The organism is Amnibacterium kyonggiense, assembly GCF_004364555.1.
GTDB classification, from domain to species: domain Bacteria; phylum Actinomycetota; class Actinomycetes; order Actinomycetales; family Microbacteriaceae; genus Amnibacterium; species Amnibacterium kyonggiense.
The window spans coordinates 115,251-138,026 of sequence record NZ_SOAM01000001.1; the positions used below are offsets into that span (position 1 = coordinate 115,251).

A 22,776-nucleotide genomic window follows, 5' to 3' on the forward strand; every position below is an offset into this window, starting at 1 on the left:
GCGCGCCCCCAGAACGCGGCGGCCCTGGCCGGAGGGGCACGGCACGCCCTACGGTCGGAACCATGTCGTCGGTGGTGACCGCAGCGCTCCGCCTCGTCGTCGGCGCGCTCATCGTCGCGGCCGTCGTCGCCACCCTCGCCGACGTCCTCCCGGTGAGCCTCGTCGACTTCTTCGGCTACTTCACGATCCAGTCGAACGTGATCGGCGCCGTCGTCGCGGTCGTCGGCGGGATCCGGCTGCTCCGGGGCGCGCCGTCCACGCCGGCGTGGGTCGTCGTCCGGTGGTGCGCCGGGACGTACCTGATCGTGGTCGGGGTCGTCTACTGGACGGTGCTCGCACCGCTGCACGCGGCCGGCGGCGTCCCGCTCCCCTGGGCCAACCTGACCCTGCACGCGCTCTCCCCGCTCGCGGCGCTCGTCGACCTGCTGCTGGCGCCCGACCGGTTCCGGCCCGCCCTGCGCCTCCTCCCGCTCGTGCTCGTCTACCCGCTCGTGTGGACCGCCGTCGTGCTCGTCCGCGGGGCGACGGACGGCTGGGTGCCCTATCCGTTCCTGAACCCCTCGCAGGGCTACGGCGTCGTCGCCGCGTGGGTCGCGCTCGTCGCGGGCGTGTTCGCCGGCGTCGGCGCGCTCGCCCGCCTGATGCTCCGCTCTCGGCGGACATGAGCGGGGCGCCGGTCGTGGAGGTCGCCGACCTGAGCAAGCGGTACGGCGACCGGACGGCGCTCGACGGGGTGTCGTTCAGCATCGAGCGAGGTGAGACCTTCGCGCTGCTCGGCCCGAACGGCGCCGGCAAGTCGACGACCATCGAGATCCTCGAGGGCTACCGCCGGCGCTCGGGCGGCAGCGCCCTGGTGCTCGGCGAGGACCCGGGGACGGCCGGGCTCGCCTGGAAGGCCCGGATCGGCGTCGTGCTGCAGTCGAGCACGGAGGCGGAGGCCGCGACCGTGCGGGAGCTGCTGACGCACGTCGCCGCCTTCTTCCCCGATCCGCGCCCGGTCGACGAGACGCTCGAGGCGGTCGGGCTCACCGACGACGCCCGCACCCGGATCCGCGCGCTGTCCGGCGGGCGGCGGCGGCGCCTCGACGTCGCGCTCGGCATCGTCGGCCGACCGGAGCTGCTCTTCCTCGACGAGCCGACCACGGGCTTCGACCCCGAGGCGCGGCGCCGGTTCTGGCAGCTGATCGAGCAGCTGAAGGCGGAGGGCACCACGATCCTCCTGACGACCCACTACCTCGACGAGGCCGCGGCGCTCGCCGACCGGGCGGCGGTCGTCGCGGCGGGCCGCCTGCTCGCCATCGGTCCTGTGGACGCGATCGGCTCGCCGGCGGCACGCGTGCCGATCGTGCGCTGGCGCGACGCCGACGGCCGCCACGAGGAGCGGACGGAGGAGCCCGCGACGCTCGTCGCCCGGCTCGTCGCCGCCGCCGGGGGCGAGCCGGAGGACGTCGAGATCCGCCGCCCCTCCCTCGAGGACGTCTACCTCGGCCTCATCGGCGACGAGGGCGTCGCGTGAGCGCCGGCGCGTTCACGCCCGGCCGCAGGCTGCGGCTCGGCGCCGCGCGCGTCCGCTGGGAGGTGCGCCAGTACTTCCGCGAGCGCGACACCGTGTTCTTCACGTTCCTGTTCCCGACCGTGATCTTCCTGGTGTTCGCGGCGGCGTTCAGCGCGTCCGACCCGGTCGGTGCGCGGCCGGACGGCACCGGGGGCATCACCGTCGCCGCCTACTACCTGCCGGGGCTCGTCGCCGCCGGCGTCGTCCTCTCGGGCGTGCAGAACCTCGGCATCGCGATCGCGCAGGAGCGGAGCGACGGCACGCTGAAGCGGCTCGGCGGCTCCCCGCTGCCCGTCGTGTCGTACTTCATCGGGAAGGCCGGCTCGGTGCTCGTCACCGCAGTCGTGCAGCTGCTGCTCCTGCTCGCCGTGGCGCACCTGCTCTTCGACGTCGCGCTGCCGGACGACGCGACGCACTGGCTGCGGTTCGCATGGGTCTTCCTGCTGTCGATCCTGATGGCGACGGTCCTCGGCATCGGGATCTCCGGCATCCCCCGCACCGGGCGGTCCGCCAGCGCCGTCATCGTCCCGATCCTGCTCGTGCTGCAGTTCGTGTCCGGCGTCTACTTCACCTTCACCGACCTGCCGACCTGGTTGCAGGACGTGGCGAGCGTCTTCCCGGTGAAGTGGGTGGCGCAGGGCATGCGGTCGGCGTTCCTGCCCGAGCACTTCGCGGCGGCGGAGCGGGGCGGCAGCTGGGACCTCGGCACGACGGCCGTCGTGCTGGTCGCGTGGACCGTCGTCGGGCTCGTCGCCGCGCGGCTCACCTTCCGGTGGGTCCGCCGCGACGGCTGAGGCTCAGGCCGCCGCCGGGCGGCGGGCGGTCTCGGGCCGCGGCTGCAGCGAGGTGACGACGCGGTCCGCGAGCTTGCGCATCGGCGCCTTGCGGCCGACGTCCCCGGGCCAGCGGACGGCGGCGACGCGGCGGTCGAAGCGCGTCGCGTCCTGACCCTCCTCGTACACGTGGTGCAGGCCGTGGGCACCGAGGAAGGCGCTGAAACGATCGAACCGCTCGCCGAGCCCGGCGTTGAACGCGGTGAGGTCGGTCTCCGCGTACAGCTCGGCGGCGTCGGTGTCGGGGCGCACCTGCTTCATCGTGCGGTGCGGGATGTCGTAGTAGCGCACCAGCTCGAGGGTGCGGGAGTCGTGCGCGAGCACCATCGCGGGCGTGCCGGCCAGCAGCGCGGCGATGTTCCCGTGGATCCGGGTGCCGAAGCTGAAGTCGAAGTCGGCGAGGTACCGCATCCACGGCTCCGGGTCCACGAAGAAGCTCGTGCGGCCGTCGCGGACCAGCGGGTGCGCGTGGTGCGTCGGCAGCACCGTCTGATCCGTCGAGTGCGCCTTGCTGCGGTGGCGGTGGCTCAGCAGCATCCCGAGCGCGTCGCGGTGCTGCGCGGCGTACCGGAGGTGCGGGTAGCGCTCGGTGTGGCGCTCGACGATCGGGCCGAGGCCCGGCACGTACGGGGAGAGGTTCAGGCTGATCCGCGACGCCGCGGTCAGCGCCCGCACGCGCTTCTCGACGCGCAGGCCGGGACCGCGGAGGAACACCGAGGGGCAGCCGATCACCTCCACGTCCGAGAACCCGAGGCTCTTGAGGTAGCGCTCCGTGAACTCGCCGCGCACGCCGATGGAGGGCGACCGCTCGAGCACCGCTCGCACGAACCGGGAGACCGACTCCTTCATCGCGTCGAGCCGCTCGATCCTCCCGTCGAGCCGCAGCTGGGCGCCGACGCCGAGGATCGTGACGGGCACCCGCAGCGCCTCGATCGTCTCGGACATCCGGTCGAGGGCGGCCGTGTAGCTCGGCCGGAAGGCGTTCGCGAGCGGGATGACGACGTGGTCGGCGTGCGCGTTGATCCGTGCGGCCTCGGCGCGGCCGCCCTGGATGCCGCCGACCTCGACCTCCGTCCCCGCCGTCTGCAGCAGCTTGTAGCTGGCGCTCGAGAAGAGGAGGTTGCCGACGTTCTCGCCGATGAGGTTCTTGCGGAAGGTGGCCCGCGGGGACACCACGCGGAAGGGGTCCTTGTGCGCTCGCAGCAGGATCCGTGTCATCGGTCGCCCCTCCCCGCACCACCCGTTCGGGGGTGCGCAGTGGGGACGGTAGGCGCGAACCTGCCCGCAGCCTGCACGGCACGCCGACCGTGCACGCGAGTTCAGACGAAGGCACCCACCAGCGTCGGCTCGGGCTGCAGGATCACGCCGAACTCGCTCTGCACGCGCTGCTGGATGTACCGCGCCAGCTCGAGCACCTGGGCGGCCGTGGCGTGGCCGCCGTTCACGATCGCGAGGGTGTGCTTGCGGGAGATGTGCGCGTCCGAGCCGGGCAGCCGGAAGCCGCGCTGCACGCCGGCGTGCTCGATCAGCCAGGCCGCGGAGAGCTTGACGCGCGGCTCGCCGTCGCGGTCGGGCCGCTGCGGCAGCGCCGCGCCGAGGGGAACGACCACGTCCGGCTCGTCGCCCGAGGTGGGGAACCGTGGCGCGTCGCGCGGCAGGGTCCGCGCGAACCGCTCGGTCACGATCGGGTTGGTGAAGAAGGAGCCGACGCTGACGGACTCCGGATCCCGGTCGTCGAGCACCATGCCCTTCCCGCGCCGCAGCTCGAGGACCGTGTCGCGCAGGGCCGCGATCGGCACCCTGGCGCCGAGGGGCACGCCGAGCGCGTCCGCGAGCTGCGCGTAGGCGATCGGGGAGCTGAGCACGGGTCCGTCGCCGACGGCGCGGTGGAGCAGGAGCTCGACCGCGAGCACCACGCCCGCGAGGCCCTGCTTGAAGACGCTCGTCCGGTAGCCGAGCCGCAGCTCCGACGCGGGCAGTCGGCGGACCGTCCCCGTCTCGCGGTCCAGGAACTCGACGGCGGCGAGCGTCGCCGCGAGCTCCTGCCCGTAGGCGCCGATGTTCTGGATCGGCGCCGCGCCGCAGGACCCGGGCACGCCGGACAGCGCCTCGATGCCGCTCCATCCTTGGCGCACCGCCTCGGCGCAGAGCGCGTCCCAGGACTCCCCCGCCTGCACGCGCACCCGCACCTCCTCCCGCTGCTGCGGCGGTCGGAGGGAGCGCTCGAGGGAGCGGAGGCGGTCCTCCGGGCTCGACGGCGGGCCGCCGTTCGCGTGGACGGCGGCGCTCAGGCGCTCGATGCCGCGGGTCGCGACCACGAGGACCGTCCCGTCGAAGCCCTCGTCACCGGCGACGACGTTCGATCCGCCGCCCAGCACGAGCAGCGGCTCGTCGTCGGCCCAGGCGCCGAGCGCGGTCTGCACGACGTCGTCGACGGTCGTCGCCACGACGACGCGACGGGCCGGGCCGCCGACGCGCAGGGTCGTGAGGTCGGCAAGCCGAGGGGCGTCGGTCGCGGCGGACGGCTCGGCGACCGCGCGGTCGCCGGCGCCGTCAGGCACGCCGCGCCTCCGACGGGCTCGTCCGGACGCGCACCTGGGCGCGCCCCAGCACGGTCTGCCCGTCGACCTTCGCGGTCACGTCGATGCGGGCCTCCCCGTCGCCGACCTGGCCGACCTTCGCCTCCAGCTCGAGCCGCACCGCGCCCTCCGGGGGCACCGGGACGGGACGCGTGAACCGCACGCCGTACTCGATCACGCGGTCCACGCCGAAGCGCTCGACGACCGGCTGGATCGCGAGGCCCATCGTGAGCATCCCGTGCGCGAGCACGCCCGGCAGGCCGACGGCGGTCGCGACGTCGTCGCGGTAGTGGATGGGGTTGAAGTCCCCGGAGGCACCCGCGTAGTGGACGAGCGCGTCCCGGTCGATGTCGTGCGAGCCGGTCGCGACGACCTGGCCGACCTCCAGCCGCTCGTCGCTCATGCGTCGCCCCGGACGACGAGCGTGGAGATCGCGGTGACGACGTGCGAGCCCGTCTCGTCGCGGATCTCGGAGTCCGACGTGACCATCGCGTTGCCGCCGAGCAGCTTCACGTCCGTCACCGTCATGGTCGCGGTCAGGAGGTCCCCGGCGACGATCGGCCGGCTGAAGCGGAACCGCTGCTCGCCGTGGACGACGCGCGAGAAGTCGACGCCGGCGGACTCGTCGGCGAGCAGCTGCTGGAGCGTCGCCTCCTGCAGCACGACGGCGAACGTCGGCGGCGCCACGACGTCGGGGTACCCGGCGCCGCGGGCGGCGTCGGGGTCGAGGCTGAGCGGGTCGGTCGAGCCGACCGCGCGGGCGAACTCCCGGACCTTCTCGCGCCCGACGAGGTAGGGCGCGGTCTCGGGGTACACCCGGCCCTTGAGATCGGCGGTGACGGTCACGCCTGCATCGTAGTCAGGCGCACGGGCCGCCCAGCGGATGCTCGAACCTCCCGAGAAGACTGGCGGCATGAGCACGAAGACCACCCTCCCCTCCCGCCTGATCGGCTCCCGGTCCGTCGCCGCGATCGGCCTCGGCGCCATGCCCATGTCGATCGAGGGGCGCCCCGACGAGGCGCGATCGATCGCGACCATCCACGCGGCGCTCGACGCCGGCGTCACCCTGATCGACACGGCGGACAGCTACCACCTGCTCGCCGGCGAGGTCGGGCACAACGAGCGGCTGATCGCCCGCGCCCTCGAGACGTACGAGGGCGACAAGGAGGACGTGCTCGTCGCGACGAAGGGCGGCCACCTGCGCCCCGGCGACGGGTCGTGGACCCAGGACGGCTCGGCGAGCCACCTGATCGAGGCCGCGGAGGCGTCGCGCGAGGCGCTCGGTGTCGAGGCCATCGACCTCTACCAGTTCCACCGCCCGGACCCGCGCGTGAAGTTCGCGGAGTCGGTCGGCGCGCTCGTGCACCTGCTCGACACGGGCGTCATCCGGATGGCCGGCCTCTCGAACGTGACCGTCGACCAGATCGAGGAGGCGCAGGAGATCACGGACGGGCGCATCGTCTCCGTGCAGAACCAGTTCTCCCCCGCGTTCCGCAGCTCGCTGCCGGAGCTCCGTGCCTGCGCCGAGCTCGGGATCGCGTTCCTCCCCTACAGCCCCCTCGGCGGCATCGGCAGCGCCGCGGACCTCGGCAAGGTGAACGCCGCGTTCCAGCGCATCGCCGACGACCGCGGCGTGAGCCCGCAGCAGGTCGCGCTCGCGTGGGAGCTGTCGCTCGCGCCGGTCGTGATCCCGATCCCCGGCGCCTCGCGCCCGGAGACGATTCGCGACTCGGCGGCCGCCGCCGAGCTGCACCTCACGGAGGAGGAGCTCGCCTCGCTGAACGCGTGAGCTGGAGCACCTCCGGCACCCGCCCCGCAGCACTTCGGCAGGCCGGAACGGGTTCGGCAGGCCCGATGCGCCGCCGTCGGCCTGCCGAAGCGCGCACGGCCTGCCGAAGCGCTCGCCCGGAGACGGCGAAAGCCCCCTGCGATCGGGAGTCGCAGGGGGCTTTCGTGACCGTGGTCAGCGATCGGTGTTCGACCGTGTCACTGGCAGCTGTCGCACTGCAGCAGATCCATCGGGTCGACCGGAATCGCGTAGCCGTCGATGCTCTCCGTGTCGAAGTTCATGACCGCTCCTTTCCGCTCGCTGCCACCGACCTTCCCCAGTCGATGGCATGTGGTGCACTTCCCCCGCCGTGGAGCGAGTGAGAACACCATATACCGGGGCACCGATAGAAACGAGCCCCAACATGTAGTGGCAGTGACCTCTCAGGCGTGTCGCCCGGAACGGCGCGGATCGGCGGCTCGCAGCCCCGCGTGTCGCGGCGTGTCGGCCTTGCGGCGGCACGATTCCACGCCACTCCGGCACCGCGCCGGACGGACGCTCGAGCGACGGCACCGCGCAGTGCCGTCGACGCCGCGAACGGGGGACGACATGCGCATCGCAGCGGAAGAGGGGCGCGGGAGCGGGATGCTAGAGTCGTCGTCGCTTCCGGCCCGGGATCGGGCCTGACGCGCGCCCCGATAGCTCAGTGGTAGAGCATCTCCATGGTAAGGAGAAGGTCAAGAGTTCAATCCTCTTTCGGGGCTCGGACCGACTGACCCGCACACCCCGCGGACCAGCGGCCCTCGCGGCGGGGTAGCTCAGGTGGTTAGAGCACACGGCTCATAATCGTGGTGTCGCGGGTTCAAGTCCCGCCCCCGCTACGTCAGGCCCGGATCTCCACGGGCCGCACGATCGGCCCGGAGTCATCTCGACTCCGGGCCGATCCGCGTTCGACCGCATCCCGGTCACCGCATCGGTCAGCCGCGACCCGCGCCGGTGACGACCTCCTGGTCCTGGCGGCCGCCGCGGAGCTCGGCGACGAGCGCAGGCCGCTCGCGCATGTAGCGCACGCCGGACCGGGTCCCCCAGACGTACAGGGCCGCGGCGACGAGGGCGACGGCGATCGAGTCCCACGGTGCCGGGACCAGGCCGAGGCCGCCGAACCCGCCGATCGCAGCCATTCCGTACATCGCGACGAGATAGACGACGAGCCAGACGCCGCCGGCGATCTCGCTCCGTTCGTGGCGATGCACCACGGCCGTGACGGCGTACCAGACGAAGCCCACGGCGACGATCGGGATCGTGAGCACGAGCTGCGACCAGGGCACCCAGTAGATGACGAGCGCGCTGACGATGAAGGCGAATGGGGCGATCACCGTCATGCCGGGCAGCCGGGCGCCCCGCGGGCTGACGCCGGACCTCCGGAACGCGACCAGCGACACCGACCCGATGGAGAAGGTGAACGCGATGAGCGTGCCGGTCACGCCGATGATCGCATGCCAGCTCGGCAGCGGCAGCAGGAACAGGATGCCGACGAGGAAGTTGAGCACGAGGGCGAGGCGCGGCACGCCCGACCCCGGGTGGACCTTGGCCAGCCACTCCGGGAAGAAGCGGTTCTTCGCCAGCCCGAAGACGTTGCGCGCGTTCGACGCCGTGAACACGATCCCGGAACCGGACGGCGACACCATCGAGTCCGCGATGAGGACCCAGTAGAGCCAGGTCATCCCGAGCAGCATCGCGAGCTGCGCGAAGGGCGAGTCGAAGTCGATGCCGCCCCACCCCGTGCCGAGCAGGTGCTGCGGAATGCCGAACACGAACGCGATCTGCAGCAGCAGGTAGAGCACGATCGCACCGAGGATCGTCGTGACGAGCGAGGCGGGGATGTTCCGGCGCGGGTCCTTCACCTCGCCGGAGAGCTCGATGATGTTCCGGAATCCGGTGTACGCGAACACCATGCCCGCGGTCGCGATGGTGCCGAGGGCGGCGCCGAAACCGTAGGGCGCGAAGCCGCCGCCGGCCGCGATGTTGTCCGCACCGCCCGCTCCGCCCGTGTGGGTGAAGCCGCTGATCAGCAGCAGCACGATGGTCAGCGTCGGGATGCAGATCTTCACCGCGGTCACGACGTTGTTGCTGCGGGCGAAGAACTGCACACCGAAGAAGTTGATGACGACGAACACCGCCATCAATGCGATCGCGACGAGGATGCCGGGGAAGGTCAGCGATCCGTGCTCGAACAGGCCCGGGAGGTAGGAGCTGGCGTACTGCACCACGCCCGACGCCTCCGTCGGCGGGTTCGCGACGTACGTCACCCACATGCTCCACCCCACGATGCTCGCCGCGAAGCGGCCGTTCGAGTAGAGCGGGTACCGGACCAGGCCGCCGGACTCCGGCCGCACCATGCCGAGCTCCGCGAAGACGAGCGCGACGGCTAGCATGACGGCGCCGCCGATCACCCACGCGACGAGCGCGGCGGGGCCGGCCGTCTGCGCCGCGTACATCGCGGAGAAGAGCCAGCCCGACCCGATGACGCTGCCCACCCCGGTGGCGACGAGCGACCAGTAGCCGAGCTTCTGCTTCAGGTGGCGATCCTCATCGGTCGCGGACCCGGGCTCTTCCGTCGCGGTGTTCATCAGGCGTTGATGCGCCGTGCGGATCCGCGTCCCCCGATACGGACGCCCGACGGGCCGATGGCAGGACCGCCCGAAAGGAGCGGAGGAGTCAGCGGCCGCGGAACCAGGCGAGCAGCTCGGCGGCGCGGAAGTCGCCGACGCCGCGGGCCGCTTCCGGCGAGCCGAACCAGGCCGGCGCCTCGGCGAGGTCCGTCTCGGTCAGCGGCCGGTAGCCCATGGACCACGAGCCGAACCGGCGGCCGACGAGGTACTCCTCGTCGAGGATCCGGACGTCGCGGTGCCGCTCGTCGGCGGCGATGGTGCGGAGCACCGATCGCACCGCGCCGACGGGCCCCTCCAACGCCTGCATGAAGTGCCCGTCCCGATGCAGCAGCACGCCGGTGATGCTCTTCGCCTCGTTGTTCATCCGACTCGTCGCCAGCAGGAGTGCGAGGTCGACCTCGGTGAACGGCACCGCGGCGATGGACGAGTAGACGACCGACAGGAACTCGACCGGCCGGACGGGGCCCGCCGGGGTGCTCTGCAGGACGACGCTCATGCAGCCAGGGTCACAGATCCTCCGCCGCGGGGACATGCCCAGATCGGGCGGCAGCGCGGACGGAGCTTCAGCGGCTCCCGCTCCTGGCGCTTCCTCGGGCGGCCCGTGCAGATTGCCGGGGTGCTGTGGGAGCGAACGACCGGTGCCGCGCGACGACCTCGGGTCCGCTTCGGCCGGGACCTGCCCACCGCGCCCAGCACGCGGCGCGTCGTGATCGCCGCCGCCGCGCTGGTCGGCGTCTGGGGCGGCTCGACGCTGCTCCGCGTCGCGCACCTGCCTCCCGGGCCGATCGATCGGGCCTGGGACGCCGTGGTGATGCGGGCGAGCGGCCGGGTCTCGCGCGGCGTCGCCGAGGGGATGGCCGTCGTCGGGTCCGGCCCGTCCGGCACGGCGCTCGTCGTGGCGGCGGGCGCGCTCATCGGCGCGACACGAGGATGGTTCTGGGGCGCGTCAGTCGGGGTGACGAGCATCGTCAGCGTGCTGGATCGAGCGGGCCTGAAGGCGCTGGCGCAGCGCGCCCGACCCGACGACGCCTACGGCGTCCTCGACGCCTTCCCCTCCGGGCACACGACCTTCGCCGCTCTGCTGGGCACCGTCGTGATCCTCTTCGAACGGCGGACCGCGGTCCGCGGCGCCGCGATCGGCTTCATCGCCGCCATGGCCTGGAGCAGGACGCAGCTGCGCGCGCACTGGCTCACCGACGTGCTCGGCGCGGTCGTGCTCGGTTCCGCCGAAGCGGTCCTCCTCCTCGCCGCGGCTCACCGGCTGCGCGAGAGCTCGAGCCGATGGAGGGACGCGGCTCCGGCCGCACGGGAAGCCGCTCGGCGGCTCCCAGCCCGAGGCCCTCGCGGAGGATGACGGTCAGTCCCCGACGAGTCGACGCAGCAGGCCGAGCAGGGTCGCCCGCTCCGCCTGGTCGAGGGGCGCGAACGCGGCTCGGAAGACCTCCGCGGCCGCCTGGTGCCCGACCTCGAGCACGCGCTCGCCCGCGTCCGTGATGCGGTGCTCGATCCGCCGGCCGTGCGGGGTCGAGCGCTCGACGAGCCCCTTCCGCTCCATGCCGCGCATCATCACGCCGAGCGACTGGTCGCTCTGGAACGTCGCCACGGCGAGCTCGTGCGCGGAGGCGGCCGGGTTCCGCGACAGCGCGCGCAGGACGTCCCACTGCACGATCGTCGAGCCGACGGCACGGAGCCTCGAGTCCAGCGCCCGGTGGTTGCCCCATTGGACCTGCTTGATCGCGCGCCCCAGCTCCTCATCCTCGGACCGGGTGTCGACGTCCACAGGAGGAGCGTAGGTCGCATCCCGACTAAATGTGTTTATATAGCGATCGCGGAGGGCGCGTCGGACGCCGCCCACGACGCCGCACCAAGCAGAGCAGGAGCCACCATGGCCGCCCACGACATCACCCGCATCCCGCTGACCGTTCGACGCCTCGGTGCGGGCCGGCCCGTGCTCGTGCTCCACGGCGGCGGCGGTCCCGCGAGCGTCGCGCCGATCGTCGAGCACCTGGGCCGACGGCACGAGGTGCTCGCACCGACGATCCCGGGCTGGGACGGCACCGAGCGCCCCGACTGGTTCCGGTCGATCGACGACGTCGCGTTCGCGTTCATCGACCTCCTCCGCCGCGAGTCCCTCGAGGACGTGGTCGTCGTCGGCTCGTCGATCGGCGGGTGGATCGCCGCGGCGATGGGCGGGCTCGACGCGGACCGGGGCCGGATCGCGCGCCTCGCCCTCGTCGACGCGGTCGGTGTGGACGTCCCGGGCGAACCGATCCGCGACGTCTTCGCGCTCGACGCCCGCGGGATCGCGGACCACTCCTTCCACGACGGCGACCGCTACTTCGTCGACCCGGCCACGGTCCCCGCGGAGCGACAGGCAGCGCAACGGGCCAACATGACCGCGATGCGCGCCGTCGCCGGGGACCCGTACATGCACGACCCGGCGCTGCTGCAGCGGCTCGGCCGCATCACCGTCCCGGTGCTCGGCATCTGGGGCGCGTCCGACCGCATCGTCACTCCCGAGTACGGGCGTCAGTACCTGGCGGCGTTCCCGAACGGCCGCCTCGAGGTCGTCCCGCGCGCCGGGCACCTGCCGCACCTCGAGCGCCCCGACGCGACCTTCGCGATCCTCGACCCCTTCGTGGAGGAGGCCGACCGGGCGCAGTGACCCGGTGGAGGCGGCCGGCGTCTGCACGGTGCTCCGAGAGCGTTCAGCCCAGGCGCCCGGCCCGCAGCACGGCGGCGCGGTGCAGCGCTCCGGCGATCAGGCCGCCGACGATCGGAGCCAGGATGAACGCCCACACCTGCGCGAGGGCGTCGGGGCCGCCGTAGATCGCCGTCGCGATGGAGCGGGCGGGGTTCACCGAGGTGTTGCTGATGGGGATGCTGATGAGGTGGACCACCGTCAGGGTGAGGCTGATCCCGAAGGGGGCGATCGCCGCGAGCTCGGCGCGGGCGGTGACCGCGAGGATGACGGCCACGAAGACGCCGGTCAGCAGGGCCTCGGTGAGCAGCACGCCGAGCAGGCCGAACCCGCCGGGCGAGTGGGCGCCCCAGCCGTTCGAGGCGAAGCCCGATTCCTGCGCGTTCGCCAGGAACCCGCTCGGCCCCGTCGATGCGACGACCACGAGGACCGAGCTGGCGAGCGCGCCGCCGACGAGCTGCGCGACGACGTAACCCGGGACGTCCCGCCACGCGAAGCGTCCGGCGATCGCGAAGCCGAGCGTCACCGCCGGGTTGAAGTGGCCACCGCTGGTCCTGCCGACGAGCAGGATGCCGGCGAGGAGGGCCAGCCCGAACGCGAGCGCGACGCCGAGGTGCCCGACGCCGAGCGCGTTGTCCTGCGCGGACGGGAACGCGGCCGCGAAGAGGGCGGTCCCGACGCCGCCGAGCACCAGCAGGAAGGTGCCGAAGGCCTCCGCGCCGAGCCGCGGTGCGACGGCTCGAGGCGCGTCCGGGGCGGTCCGGCGTTCGGTGGTGGACGGGTCGGCGGTCGTCATGGCTCTCCTTCGGTCGGGCGCGCGGGCGCGCGGGAAGGAGCCCCCGCCGGGCGTCCGGCGGGGGCTCGAGGGTCGATTCTCAGCGGGTGCGGTCGGAGACGCGCTTCGCCCTGCGCCGGAGGGCGCGGCGCGCCTTCACGACGCGCGGATCGGTCCACAGCAGCGCCGCGCGCTGGTAGGCCGTGTAGTGCGAGTCGGAGGGGCGACGCGCCCGCTCGCCCAGCACGTAGGCGGTCCCGCCGAGCACTGCGAGCAGGAACACGGTCTTGCGCACTGACGACCTCCGTCGATCCGGACGGGCTCGATGCCCGCACTCACCGAGGAAGAGGGTGGCGGGGCCGTCGATGTCATGCCGCCTGCGGCATTTGCAGGCGCTTCCCAGACGGGAGGCCGGGGCACCGCCCCGAAGAGGAGGTGGGGGATCCGTGCAACGAGGAGCATGCTCGGCTGCATCGAACCATCCGCACCGCACGACGTCCGTGCCCGAGTCACCGGTCTCGCCGGCCGGCTCCTGCACCACCGCACGTTGATCCGTCACGAGGTGCGGCCGCTGGACGACGCCGAGCGCCTGAGCGGCGAGGCCACCGCGTTCCGCGTCGTGCTCGCCGGGTCGGGCATCACCTCCGGATGGGGCGTCAGCACGCACCGGCTCGCCCTCTCCGGCTCCGTGCAACGCGCCCTGCAGCAGCGGCTCGGGCGGCCCGTCGACGTCCGGCAGGTCAGCCGGATCGGCGCCTTGCTCGGGGACGCCATCGACGTCCTCGAGGACCGCCTCGACGGCACGGAGCACGTCGTCGTCCTCGCCTTCGGCTGGAGCGACGCGTTCGCGCTCACGCCGGTGTCGCGGTGGACGGAGACGCTGAACGGCCTGCTCGACGTGCTCGGCCGCGGCCGCCCGGGTCCGCTCCCGGTCGTCGTCGTGGGCCTCCCGCCGATGGACTCCCTCGGGATCGCCGGGCTGCTCGGGCCGTTCGTCCGCCGACACGGCGAGCGACTGAACGAGGCCTCGCGCACCGTCGCCGCCGCGCGGCCGGGCACCGTGTTCGTGCCCCTCGACACGGCGGCGAATACGGACCTCCGACCGTCGGGATCGCCCGAGGCCTACGCCGTCTGGTCGCTGCCGATCGCGGACGCGATCGCGGCGGCGAAGGACCCGGACGAGGACATCCGGATCGGCGGGATGCTCGGCGAGCTGTACCGGCGGTCGGCGGCTGCGTCGCACACCGACCGCGGCCCCCGGTCGCCGGTGCAGGACGCCGCCCGCGCGCGCCGTCGGCGACCGAGCCCGAGCCGACGAGGTGCGGCCGCGGTCGACGCGGTGCGGATGCGCACCGGCGTGCACGACTACGCCATGCGGGTGCTCGAGGACCTCGGCCATCCGCCGCTGATCGGCCCGACCGGCGCCCCGTGCCGGACCCTGGCCGTGGGCCCTCGCCCTGTCCGCGTGCTGTTCTTCGGCGCCGGCCTCGCGATCGGCTACGGCGTCCGCTCGCGCGAGGACGCCGTCGACGGGCCGTTCGCGCAGGCGCTCTCCGGGGCGCTCGATCGCGGCGTCGTGCTCGAGAACCGGGCCGCGAAGCACCTCCCGCTGGAGCAGACGATCGCCTCCCTCGGTGCCGTCGGCACCTGGTCCTACGACCTCGCGGTCTGGTTCCCCTCGTTCAGCGACGGCATCGAGCGGCTCCGACCGGGCTGGTGGCGCAACCGGCTGCACACGATGATCCGGGAGCTCCGCGCCGACGGCCACGTGCCGCTGCTGCTCTCGCACATGCCCGTCCCAGCCGGCCTGCACCCCGCTGCACTCATCGCCCGCCCGTGGGTCCGCCGCCTCAACCGCGTCATCGACCAGGTCGCGGCGGAGTGGGACGACGTCCGCACCGCGGCGACGGAGCCGTTCTTCCCGGCCGAGGTCGGCCAGAAGATCACGGACCGCGCGTACTTCCACGCCGTCAGCGACCGCCTCCTGCCGGCCGCCGTGGGCCTCCTGCTCACCGGTCGACCCGCCGCCTCCACGTCCTCCCACTGATCCCGCTCCGACATCCGGACGGAACGCGTCCTGATCGCAGCGAGGGACCGAGATACGGACGCGTTCCGTCCGCTTCTGTTCGTACCGTCGGCGGCATCGGAACGATCGGAGGATCGAGATGCACACCATCCAGACGGTGATCCCGACCGCAGTGCGGCCGAGCGCGCGGAGCACGGGGGCGACGCCGGCGCGCGGCCGGACCGCGTCGGCCGCGCGCCGCGCGGCGCGGCTCCTGTCCGCCTGGGCCGAGCGCCACCTGCTCGACACTCGGGAGACGAGGCAGGTCCCGGCGACACCGCGCCGCGAGTACCCGCTCCCCTGGGCGTGACGGCGGCGGGGCGCCCGCCGCGCTCTAGCCTGCTGCGGTGGAAGAGGCTGCAAGCCCGACCGCTCGGGCGCTCCGGGCGCTCGACATCCTGCGCCTGCACCCGGGCATCTCCGCCGAGGAGCTCGCGGAGCGGCTCGGCGTCACCGAGCGCGCGGCCCGACGCTACGTCGCCACGCTCCGCGACGCGGGCATCACCGTCGAGGGGGCCCGCGGTCCGGCCGGCGGATACCGGCTCGGTCGCGGCACGACCCTGGCGCCCGTCGGGTTCACGGAGGAGGAGGCGCTCGGGCTCGTCCTCCAGGTCCTGAACGGCCGACCGGCCGCGGGTCGGGACGACGACCTGATCGGCGGCGCGCTGTCCAAGGTCGTGCGAGCGCTCCCGGACGCGATCGGCCGGCAGGCGGCGCTGCTGCGCGAACGCGCGGCGGCCACGCCCGACGACCGGGCGGACCAGCAGCCCGACCCGCTGCTCGCGCACGAGCTGATCGGCGCCATCGCGGCCAAGCGCGGCGTCGTCGTCGAGTACCGCAGCGAAGGGGGCACGGAGCTCACGGCCGACCTCGACCCGTGGGGCGTCGTCGCCCGCGGCGGCCGGTGGTACCTCCTCTGCTGGGCGCACCACGTGCAGGCGGTGCGCACCTACCGCGTCGACCGGATCGCCTCCGTCACGCGGACGCTCCGCCGCTTCGACCCGCCCGAGGACCTCGACCCCGTCGCGGCGCTCGGCGAGCACCTCGGCAGCGGCTGGCGCTACCCGGTCCGGGTCGTGTTCTCGGCCCCGCTCGAGGAGGTGCGGGCGTGGACGCGCTCGCCGATGGGCCGCCTCGAGCCGCACGACGACGGCTGCGTGCTGATCGGCACCACGAGCAGCCCCGGCATGTACGCGCGCGAGTGGCTCTCCGTCCTCCCGTTCCCGTTCCGGGTCGAGAGCGGGGAGGAGCTGCGCGCCGCGGTCGTCGAGGTCGCCCGGCAGTTCGCCGCCGCCGTCGCCGCGGAGGACGACGCCTCGCGACCCTCGCCGATCGCCGGACCGGACGCCTGACCCCTCGCGGACGTCGGATGTCGCGCGCGAACCATTCCGCCCGCGTTCCGTTCCAGGCCCCCGGAACACCCCTGACGACCGGTTTGCTGGTAGTCATGCAGCCGCCGGACGTTCAGGAGGAGGGGGATGCCGATGACGGTGATCACGATCTACGACGTCGCCCGCGAGGCGGGGGTCAGCATCTCCACCGTCTCCAACGCGCTGAACAAGCCGCACATCGTCGGCCTCGAGACGAGGGAACGCGTCCTGCGCGTCGCCGACGAGCTCGGCTACGTGCCGAAGCCCGCCGCCGCGGTCCTCGCGCGGCGCGCGAACCGACGGGTCGCCGTGTTCGCGCCCTTCACGTCGTACGACTCCTTCCTCCGCCGCCTGTCCGGCGTGCTCGAGCAGGCGTCGTCTTCGGGCACCGAGGTCTCGGTCTTCGACGTGGGGTCCGCGGCCCAGCTCGCGTCGCCGGTGCTGTCGAGCGTGCCGCTGACGGCCCGTTTCGACGGCGTCATCGTGATGGGCATGGCCGTCGACCCGGTCGTCGAGCAGCGCCTCGTCGACCGGGAGATCCCGGTCGTGGTCGTGGACGCGACGAGCGAGCGCTTCACCACCCTCGTCGTCGACGACGCGGCCGCCGGCGCGCTGGCTGCGCAGCACCTCGTCGACCTCGGCCACCGCCGGGTGGGCTACGTCGCGGAGACGCAGGTCACGGACTACGAGTCGCAGTCGACGAGCCGCCTCGCCGGCTTCACGCGGGTGCTCGAAGCCGCCGGCGGCGCCGTCGAGGTGGTGGAGAGCGGTCCGACCGCCGACGAGTCGGCGGCCGCGGCCGCCGGGCTGCTCGCCTCGGACCGCGCGCCGACGGCCCTCGTCGCCCACTTCGACCGCATGGGCGTCGGCCTGCTCCGCGCGGTCCGCGCCGCCGGCCTCCGCGTCCCTGAAGACGTCAGCGTCATCTCGTTCGACGACGGACCGGTCGCCGAGGCCGCGGGGCTCACGACCGTCCGGCAGCCGTTCGAGGAGTCCGGGGCGGCGGCCCTCCGTCTGCTCGACGCCGCGGGCACGAGGGGTTTCGTCTCGCACACGCAGCTCAAGGTCCGCCTCGTCGACCGCGGCTCGACCGGGGACGCCGCACCGTCGCAGGCATGACGCCCTCCGAATAAAAGTGCTTTTACTGAAGCAGTTGACAAATGTTCCGCCGCCGCGTTGACTCGGGCCCGGGACAGTGCGGTCCGTCCGGACCGCCGCCCGCATCCGCCCCACAGCAAGGAGGCCTCCGGTGGAGAAGACCCGACCGAAGCGACGCGCCGCGATCCGCGTCCCCGCCCTCGCCGGAATGGCGCTCGCCGCCGTCCTCGGCCTCTCGGCCTGCGCGCCCGGCGGCAGCGCCGCCCCGTCGCAGACGACCGCCACCTTCGCCGGCGGCACCCCGACCTGCGGCACGAAGCCGGTCACGATGAACGCCTACTTCGAGACGGGCTTCCCGCTGCCGAAGGCGCTCACCGACGAGTTCACGAAGCAGCACCCGAACGTCACCTGGAACATCCGGGAGGACCAGTTCGCGGTCATCACGCAGAACGCGGCCCGCACGCTCTCCGACTCCGCGCCCGACCTCATGCGCCTGCCGAGCATCGCCGACCTCGCCAAGGAGGGCCTGCTCAAGAACCTCGACGGCTACGCGACGGCCTTCGGGTGGGACAAGTGGCCGGCCTCGCAGCTCGAGCAGCTCCGCGTCGACAAGAGCGGCTCGCGGGGCTCGGGCAGCCTCTACGCGCAGGGCCTCAACTTCAGCCTGACGGGCGTCTTCTACAACAAGGACCTCGCGAAGAAGGCGGGCATCACCGGCACGCCGACCACGCTCGCCGAGCTCGACGCCGACCTCGCGAAGGCCAAGGCCGCCGGCATCACGCCGATCGCCCAGTTCAACGGTGGCGCGACGGGCGGCCTCGCCTTCCCGCTCCAGCAGCTCATGGCGGCCTACGGCTCGCCGACCTCCATCAACGACTGGGTGTTCCAGAAGTCGGGGGCGGACATCGACACCGCGACCAACAAGCAGGCCGCGGCGCACCTCGAGAAGTGGGTCAAGGCGGGCTACTTCGCGAGCGACGTCAACTCGCTCGACTACGCGGGCATGATGAGCCGCTTCATCGGCGGCAAGTCGCTCTTCATCTTCGACGGCGACTGGGAGTCGGGGAACCTCGACAAGCAGATGGCCGGCAAGGCGGGCTTCTTCCTGATGCCGTCCGCGACCGCAGGCGGCAAGCAGGCCGCGATGTCCGCGCCGCTCACCTACGGCATCGCCGCGGGCGCGAAGCACGCCGACTGCGCCGCGACCTTCCTCAACTGGGTCGCGACCGACAAGACGGCGCGCAGCATCGCGGTGAAGGTCGGCGGCTCGCACCCGATGGGCCTCGCCGACGCCTACATGCCCGAGGTCGACAGCAGCACGGTGACGGGTCAGACCCTCGCCGCGGGCGCGACCGTCTCCAAGGACAACGGCGCGATGGACTTCATCGCCAACGCGACCAACGCGATCTACGCGAAGAGCTGGACCCCGCAGCTGCAGTCCCTCGTCGCGGGCCGCGTGTCCTCCGACGACCTGCTGAAGTCGGTCCAGAGCGACTACCTCTCGCAGATCAAGCAGTGACGAGCATCCTGTCCTGATGACCGGAATCGTGACGACGCCGGAGGTCGCAACGCCTCCGGCGACCGCCGCCGCCCGCCCGGAGCGCCGCCGCAGCACGCGGCGGCGCTCCGGGCGCGGGGCGCTGGTCGGCTGGCTGTTCCTGCTGCCGGCGACCGTGTTCTACATCGCCTTCGTGCTCTGGCCGATCCTGAGCACGATCAACTACTCGTTCTACGACTGGAACGGCATCACGCCGGCGACGTTCGTGGGCGTCCAGAACTACGTCGCGCTCGTGACCCAGCCGGAGCTCCTCGGCTCGATCATCAACGCGTTCGTGCTGATCATCTTCTTCAGCCTCATCCCGACCGCGCTGGGCCTCGTCATCGCGGCGACCATCCGCGGGATCAGCGGCAGCCGCCTCGCGGGCATCGCCCGTGTCGTGCTCTTCCTGCCGCAGATCATCCCGCTCGTCGCCGCGGGCATCATCTGGACCTGGCTGCTCTCGACGGACGGGCTGATCAACCAGCTGCTGCGCGGCATCGGGCTCGGCGGCATCACCCGCGCCTGGCTCGGCGACTTCACCACCGCGCTGCCGGCCGTCGGCGTGATCGGCGCCTGGGTGCTGCTCGGGCTCTGCACGCTCCTGCTCCTGTCGGGCATGAGCAAGCTCGACCCGAGCCTGTCCGAGGCGTCGCGCCTCGACGGCGCCGGCGCGGTCCGGGAGTTCCTCTCGATCACCGTCCCGCTCCTCAAGGCGGAGATCGGCGTCTGCATCACCGTCACCGTGATCGCGGCGCTCGCGAGCTTCGACATCATCTACATCGCGACGCAGGGCGGGCCCGGGAACTCGACGATGGTCCCCGGCCTCCAGATCTTCTACCTCGCCTTCACGCAGCGGGAGGTCGGCCTCGCGTCCGCCCTCGCCGTCGCGCTGATGGTGCTGGTGCTGGCCGTGGTCCTGCCCATCCAGCGCATCTTCCGGGGGAACGACCAGTGAGCTCCGTCACCACCGTCCGGGCGGGTATCCCCGGCCGGATCATCCTGATCCTGCTGATGATCGTCACCGTCGTGCCGTTCGTCAGCGTGTTCATCACGGCGCTGCACCCCTCGGGCACGTACCCGTCCGGCATCGCCCTGCCGGCGACGCCGCACTGGGAGAACTTCGTGCAGGCGTTCCAGGTCGCGGACATGGGCGCCCTGCTGCTCTCGAGCGGGATCATCGTGCTCGCCGTCGTCCCGATCAGCATGCTGATCTCGACGATGGCCGGCTTCGCGCTCGGCCACCTCCGACCGCCGGGCTCGCGGATCGCGTTCCTCGCGTTCGTGCTGGGCCTGACCCTGCCGCTCGAGGGCATCATCACCCCGCTCTACTACCAGGTGCGCTCGATGGGCCTGCTCAACACGAGATGGGCGATCATCCTGCCGTTGATCGGCCTGTACATGCCGTTCGCGATCGTGTGGATGCGGGCGCACTTCATCGGCATGCCGGCCGAGATCACCGAGGCGGCCCGCATCGACGGCGCCTCGACCTGGCAGCTGTTCTGGCGGGTGCAGGTGCCGCTGGCCCGACCGGCGCTGTCGTCGCTCGGCATCCTGCTGTTCCTCTGGACGTGGAACCAGTTCCTGCTCGCCATCGTGCTCGTCGACGACCCGCTGAAACGCACCATGGCGGGCGCGCTGGGCGCGTTCCAGGGGCAGTGGGGCACGAACATCCCGCTGCTCTGCGCCGGCGCCCTGCTCATCCTGACCCCGACGCTCATCGTGTACCTCGTCTTCCAGCGCGCCTTCATCTCGGCGCTGCTCGAGGGCTCCGTCAAGGCCTGACGGCCCGGCGCGACACGACGGCACCCGATCCGACAGGAGCACCATGCCCGCATTCGACCTGCCGATCGACGCGCTCCGCGCGCACCGTTCGTCCGTGCCCGAGCCCGCCGGATTCGACGAGTTCTGGTCGTCCACGATCGCCTCGTCGCGCGAGCTCGGCTTCGTCCCCACCGCGGAACCGGTCAGCACCGGGCTCACGGTCGTCGACACGTTCGACGTCGTGTTCAGCGGGTACGACGGCGAGCCGGTGCGCGCGTGGCTGCACCGCCCGGTCGGCGCCGACGGGACGAACCCGGTCGTGGTGCGCTACGTCGGCTACAACTGCGGCCGTGCGCTGCCGCACATGGTGCCGCCGCTCGTCCTCGCCGGGTACAGCGTGCTGACGATGGACAACCGGGGCCAGGGGGCGGTGGCCGGCTACACGTCCGACACGAGCGACACCGGCGGGCTCCGCCGCGTCCTCGGCGGCCACGTCACCCGCGGGATCGAGTCGAAGGAGTCCTACTACTACCGACGGCTCTACACCGACGCCGTGCTCGCCGTCGACGCGGCGCGGGCGCTGGCGGGCGACGGGACGGCCGACGTGGTCGTGAGCGGGGTGAGTCAGGGCGGCGGCATCGCGCTCGCCGTCGCCGGGCTCGCGGACGGCGTCACGGCCGCGCTGATCGACGTCCCGTTCCTCAGCGACGTGCCGAGGGCGCTCGACCTCGTCTCCACCGTGCCGTACGGCGAGATCAGCACCGTGCTCGCGACGTACCCCGCCGACGCCGCGGACGCCCTCGAGGTGCTGTCGTGGTTCGACGGCGTGCACCTCGCCCGCCGCGCGAGCGCTCCGGCGATCTTCTCGGTCGGCCTGATGGACGACGTCTGTCCGCCCTCCACCGTGTACGCGGCGTTCAACGCGTACGGCGGGCGCAAGGAGATCCACGAGTACCCGTACGCCGGTCACGAGGGCGGCGGGTTCTTCCACGAGGCGGTGCAGCTCGCCTGGCTCGCGCAGCAGCGGGAGGCGGGGGTCGGGTCACGGGATCGGCTGGTGTCCGATGCCGGGCTTTGACGATCGGCTCGACCCGGGGCTGCGCGCTCCGCTCGACGCGTTCCTCGCCGGCATCCCCGACGGCTACGCCGCACTCCCCCACACCCGGCGGCGCGCGATCGCCGAGGAGGCCGCTGCGCGGAGCACGTCCGGCGACCCCGGGCGGTCGGGCGTGCGGTGGGAGGACCGGGTCGCCGATCGGAACGGCGCTCCGGAGGTGCCGGTCCGGGTCTACCGCCCGCGCGGGGCACCGGAGCCCGGGCGGGAACGGCGTCTGATCCTCCTCCTCCACGGCGGCGGCATGTGGGCCGGCGGCATCGACTCGGAGCACGCGACCGCACTCGACCTCAGCGAGCGCTTCGGGACGACGGTGGTCTCGGTCGGCTACCGCCTCGCGCCCGAGCACCCCTACCCGGCCGGGCTCGAGGACTGCTTCACCGCACTCCGCTGGGCGCAGCGCCACGCAGCGGACCTCGGCGCCCGCGCCGAGGAGCTCGTGGTCTACGGCGGGAGCGCCGGCGGCGGTCTCGCACTCGCCCTCACGCTGCTGTGCCGCGACCGGTCGATTGACGGCATCGCGCACGTCATGGCGCCCTATCCGATGCTCGACGACCGCGACGCGACGGCGTCCGCCCGCGAGTTCGAGCACCTCCGCGAGGGCCTCTACGACGGCGCCGCGAACCGGGAGTCCTGGCGCTTCTACCTGGGCGGCGGCGAGGCGGACGCCCTGGCCGCACCCGCTCGGGCGACGGACCTCTCCGGCCTGCCGCCGACCTTCATCGACGTCGGGGAGCTCGACGTCTTCCGCGACGAGGACGTCGAGTTCGCCCTCCGGCTCGCACGGGCGGGCGTCCCGGTCGAGCTGCACGTCTACCCGGGCGCGTTCCACGCGAGCGAGATCGTCGCGCCCGATGCGGCGCTCAGCCTGCGGATGCTCGAGACGCGCCGCGCCGTGCTCCAGCGCGCGGTGCTGCCGCCCTCCTCCTGAGCGGCGTTCGGGCG

Annotated in this window: 24 protein-coding genes and 2 tRNA genes; 17 read left to right on the plus strand and 9 right to left on the minus strand. The window is 72.9% G+C overall.

Annotated elements, in window-relative coordinates; translation table 11 throughout:
- Positions 1-62 precede the first annotated feature (62 nt).
- Genes CLV52_RS00655 through CLV52_RS00665 form a run of 3 tightly spaced genes read left to right on the plus strand, consistent with a single transcriptional unit; the run spans position 63 to position 2,349 of the window.
- A complete protein-coding gene (locus tag CLV52_RS00655; protein ID WP_133763918.1) occupies positions 63-665 on the plus strand; it encodes a Pr6Pr family membrane protein in 603 nt (200 codons plus the stop codon).
- Positions 662-1,516, plus strand: coding sequence for an ABC transporter ATP-binding protein (locus CLV52_RS00660; protein ID WP_133763920.1), 855 nt, complete (start codon positions 662-664; stop codon positions 1,514-1,516). Before CLV52_RS00655 ends, CLV52_RS00660 begins: the two co-directional genes overlap by 4 nt.
- Positions 1,513-2,349: an ABC transporter permease gene (locus CLV52_RS00665; protein WP_246017856.1), complete on the plus strand. Its 837-nt coding sequence runs from the start codon at positions 1,513-1,515 to the stop codon at positions 2,347-2,349. Before CLV52_RS00660 ends, CLV52_RS00665 begins: the two co-directional genes overlap by 4 nt.
- Positions 2,350-2,352: 3 nt before the next feature.
- Here CLV52_RS00665 and CLV52_RS00670 read toward each other — a convergent pair whose 3' ends face one another.
- The 4 genes from CLV52_RS00670 to CLV52_RS00685 all read right to left on the minus strand — a co-directional run bounded on the left by CLV52_RS00670 (position 2,353) and on the right by CLV52_RS00685 (position 5,813).
- Positions 2,353-3,606 carry a polysaccharide pyruvyl transferase family protein gene (locus CLV52_RS00670; protein ID WP_133763922.1) on the minus strand — a complete coding sequence of 418 codons (1,254 nt, stop codon included), beginning with the start codon at positions 3,604-3,606 and terminating at the stop codon, positions 2,353-2,355.
- A gap of 101 nt (positions 3,607-3,707) precedes the next feature.
- A complete protein-coding gene (locus tag CLV52_RS00675) occupies positions 3,708-4,949 on the minus strand; it encodes a UDP-N-acetylmuramate dehydrogenase (protein WP_133763924.1) in 1,242 nt (413 codons plus the stop codon).
- Positions 4,942-5,370 (minus strand): MaoC/PaaZ C-terminal domain-containing protein, encoded by a 429-nt coding sequence (locus tag CLV52_RS00680; protein ID WP_133763926.1) that lies wholly within the window; start codon positions 5,368-5,370, stop codon positions 4,942-4,944. Before CLV52_RS00680 ends, CLV52_RS00675 begins: the two co-directional genes overlap by 8 nt.
- Positions 5,367-5,813, minus strand: coding sequence for an FAS1-like dehydratase domain-containing protein (locus CLV52_RS00685; protein WP_133763928.1), 447 nt, complete (start codon positions 5,811-5,813; stop codon positions 5,367-5,369). The genes CLV52_RS00680 and CLV52_RS00685 overlap by 4 nt, the downstream gene beginning before the upstream one ends.
- A gap of 67 nt (positions 5,814-5,880) precedes the next feature.
- On the opposite strand from CLV52_RS00685, the gene CLV52_RS00690 reads away from it, so the two are divergent.
- From CLV52_RS00690 to CLV52_RS00705, 3 genes are all read left to right on the plus strand, one after another.
- On the plus strand, positions 5,881-6,756 hold the full coding sequence (locus tag CLV52_RS00690) for an aldo/keto reductase (protein WP_133763930.1): 876 nt from the start codon (positions 5,881-5,883) through the stop codon (positions 6,754-6,756).
- Between the two features lie 671 nt (positions 6,757-7,427).
- Positions 7,428-7,499: transfer RNA gene (locus CLV52_RS00700), tRNA-Thr, on the plus strand.
- Positions 7,500-7,542: 43 nt separating this feature from the next.
- Positions 7,543-7,616, plus strand: a tRNA-Met gene (locus CLV52_RS00705).
- A gap of 96 nt (positions 7,617-7,712) precedes the next feature.
- On the opposite strand, the gene CLV52_RS00710 is transcribed toward CLV52_RS00705, so the two are convergent.
- Positions 7,713-9,365 (minus strand): APC family permease, encoded by a 1,653-nt coding sequence (locus tag CLV52_RS00710; RefSeq protein WP_133763932.1) that lies wholly within the window; start codon positions 9,363-9,365, stop codon positions 7,713-7,715.
- An 88-nt stretch (positions 9,366-9,453) separates the two neighbouring features.
- Positions 9,454-9,903 carry a BLUF domain-containing protein gene (locus CLV52_RS00715; protein ID WP_162850656.1) on the minus strand — a complete coding sequence of 150 codons (450 nt, stop codon included), beginning with the start codon at positions 9,901-9,903 and terminating at the stop codon, positions 9,454-9,456.
- A gap of 120 nt (positions 9,904-10,023) precedes the next feature.
- On the opposite strand from CLV52_RS00715, the gene CLV52_RS00720 reads away from it, so the two are divergent.
- Positions 10,024-10,761 (plus strand): phosphatase PAP2 family protein, encoded by a 738-nt coding sequence (locus tag CLV52_RS00720; protein ID WP_133763936.1) that lies wholly within the window; start codon positions 10,024-10,026, stop codon positions 10,759-10,761.
- Between the two features lie 3 nt (positions 10,762-10,764).
- Here the strand turns inward: CLV52_RS00720 and CLV52_RS00725 are convergent, their stop codons facing one another.
- Positions 10,765-11,187 (minus strand): MarR family winged helix-turn-helix transcriptional regulator, encoded by a 423-nt coding sequence (locus CLV52_RS00725; protein WP_133763938.1) that lies wholly within the window; start codon positions 11,185-11,187, stop codon positions 10,765-10,767.
- Positions 11,188-11,292: 105 nt separating this feature from the next.
- Between CLV52_RS00725 and CLV52_RS00730 the strand changes: the two genes are divergently transcribed.
- A complete protein-coding gene (locus CLV52_RS00730) occupies positions 11,293-12,072 on the plus strand; it encodes an alpha/beta fold hydrolase (protein WP_133763940.1) in 780 nt (259 codons plus the stop codon).
- A gap of 43 nt (positions 12,073-12,115) precedes the next feature.
- Here the strand turns inward: CLV52_RS00730 and CLV52_RS00735 are convergent, their stop codons facing one another.
- Both CLV52_RS00735 and CLV52_RS00740 read right to left on the minus strand, forming a co-directional pair.
- The gene (locus CLV52_RS00735) at positions 12,116-12,904 is read right to left on the minus strand and encodes an aquaporin (protein ID WP_133763942.1); all 789 of its coding nucleotides are present in this window, start codon (positions 12,902-12,904) and stop codon (positions 12,116-12,118) included.
- A gap of 79 nt (positions 12,905-12,983) precedes the next feature.
- Entirely contained in the window at positions 12,984-13,178 is a 195-nt protein-coding gene (locus tag CLV52_RS00740; RefSeq protein WP_133763944.1) for a hypothetical protein, read from the minus strand.
- Positions 13,179-13,343: 165 nt separating this feature from the next.
- Here CLV52_RS00740 and CLV52_RS00745 point away from each other — a divergent pair, with 165 nt between their 5' ends.
- The 9 genes from CLV52_RS00745 (at position 13,344) to CLV52_RS00785 (ending at position 22,762) form a co-directional block, all read left to right on the plus strand.
- On the plus strand, positions 13,344-14,930 hold the full coding sequence (locus CLV52_RS00745; RefSeq protein ID WP_162850657.1) for a GDSL-type esterase/lipase family protein: 1,587 nt from the start codon (positions 13,344-13,346) through the stop codon (positions 14,928-14,930).
- 118 nt (positions 14,931-15,048) lie between these two features.
- Positions 15,049-15,258, plus strand: a complete 210-nt coding sequence (locus CLV52_RS00750) for a hypothetical protein (protein ID WP_133763949.1) — start codon at positions 15,049-15,051, stop codon at positions 15,256-15,258.
- 37 nt (positions 15,259-15,295) lie between these two features.
- Complete coding sequence (locus tag CLV52_RS00755; protein ID WP_133763951.1) at positions 15,296-16,300, plus strand: helix-turn-helix transcriptional regulator; 1,005 nt, start codon at positions 15,296-15,298, stop codon at positions 16,298-16,300.
- A gap of 126 nt (positions 16,301-16,426) precedes the next feature.
- Positions 16,427-17,437, plus strand: a complete 1,011-nt coding sequence (locus CLV52_RS00760; RefSeq protein ID WP_211342579.1) for a LacI family DNA-binding transcriptional regulator — start codon at positions 16,427-16,429, stop codon at positions 17,435-17,437.
- Between the two features lie 130 nt (positions 17,438-17,567).
- Positions 17,568-18,935, plus strand: a complete 1,368-nt coding sequence (locus tag CLV52_RS00765; RefSeq protein WP_246017857.1) for an ABC transporter substrate-binding protein — start codon at positions 17,568-17,570, stop codon at positions 18,933-18,935.
- A 16-nt stretch (positions 18,936-18,951) separates the two neighbouring features.
- Positions 18,952-19,911, plus strand: a complete 960-nt coding sequence (locus CLV52_RS00770; protein WP_133763954.1) for a carbohydrate ABC transporter permease — start codon at positions 18,952-18,954, stop codon at positions 19,909-19,911.
- 56 nt (positions 19,912-19,967) lie between these two features.
- Entirely contained in the window at positions 19,968-20,738 is a 771-nt protein-coding gene (locus CLV52_RS00775) for a carbohydrate ABC transporter permease (protein ID WP_133765766.1), read from the plus strand.
- Positions 20,739-20,781: 43 nt separating this feature from the next.
- Complete coding sequence (locus CLV52_RS00780; RefSeq protein WP_133763956.1) at positions 20,782-21,795, plus strand: acetylxylan esterase; 1,014 nt, start codon at positions 20,782-20,784, stop codon at positions 21,793-21,795.
- A complete protein-coding gene (locus CLV52_RS00785; protein WP_133763958.1) occupies positions 21,782-22,762 on the plus strand; it encodes an alpha/beta hydrolase fold domain-containing protein in 981 nt (326 codons plus the stop codon). The genes CLV52_RS00780 and CLV52_RS00785 overlap by 14 nt, the downstream gene beginning before the upstream one ends.
- The last annotated feature ends 14 nt before the right edge of the window (positions 22,763-22,776 follow it).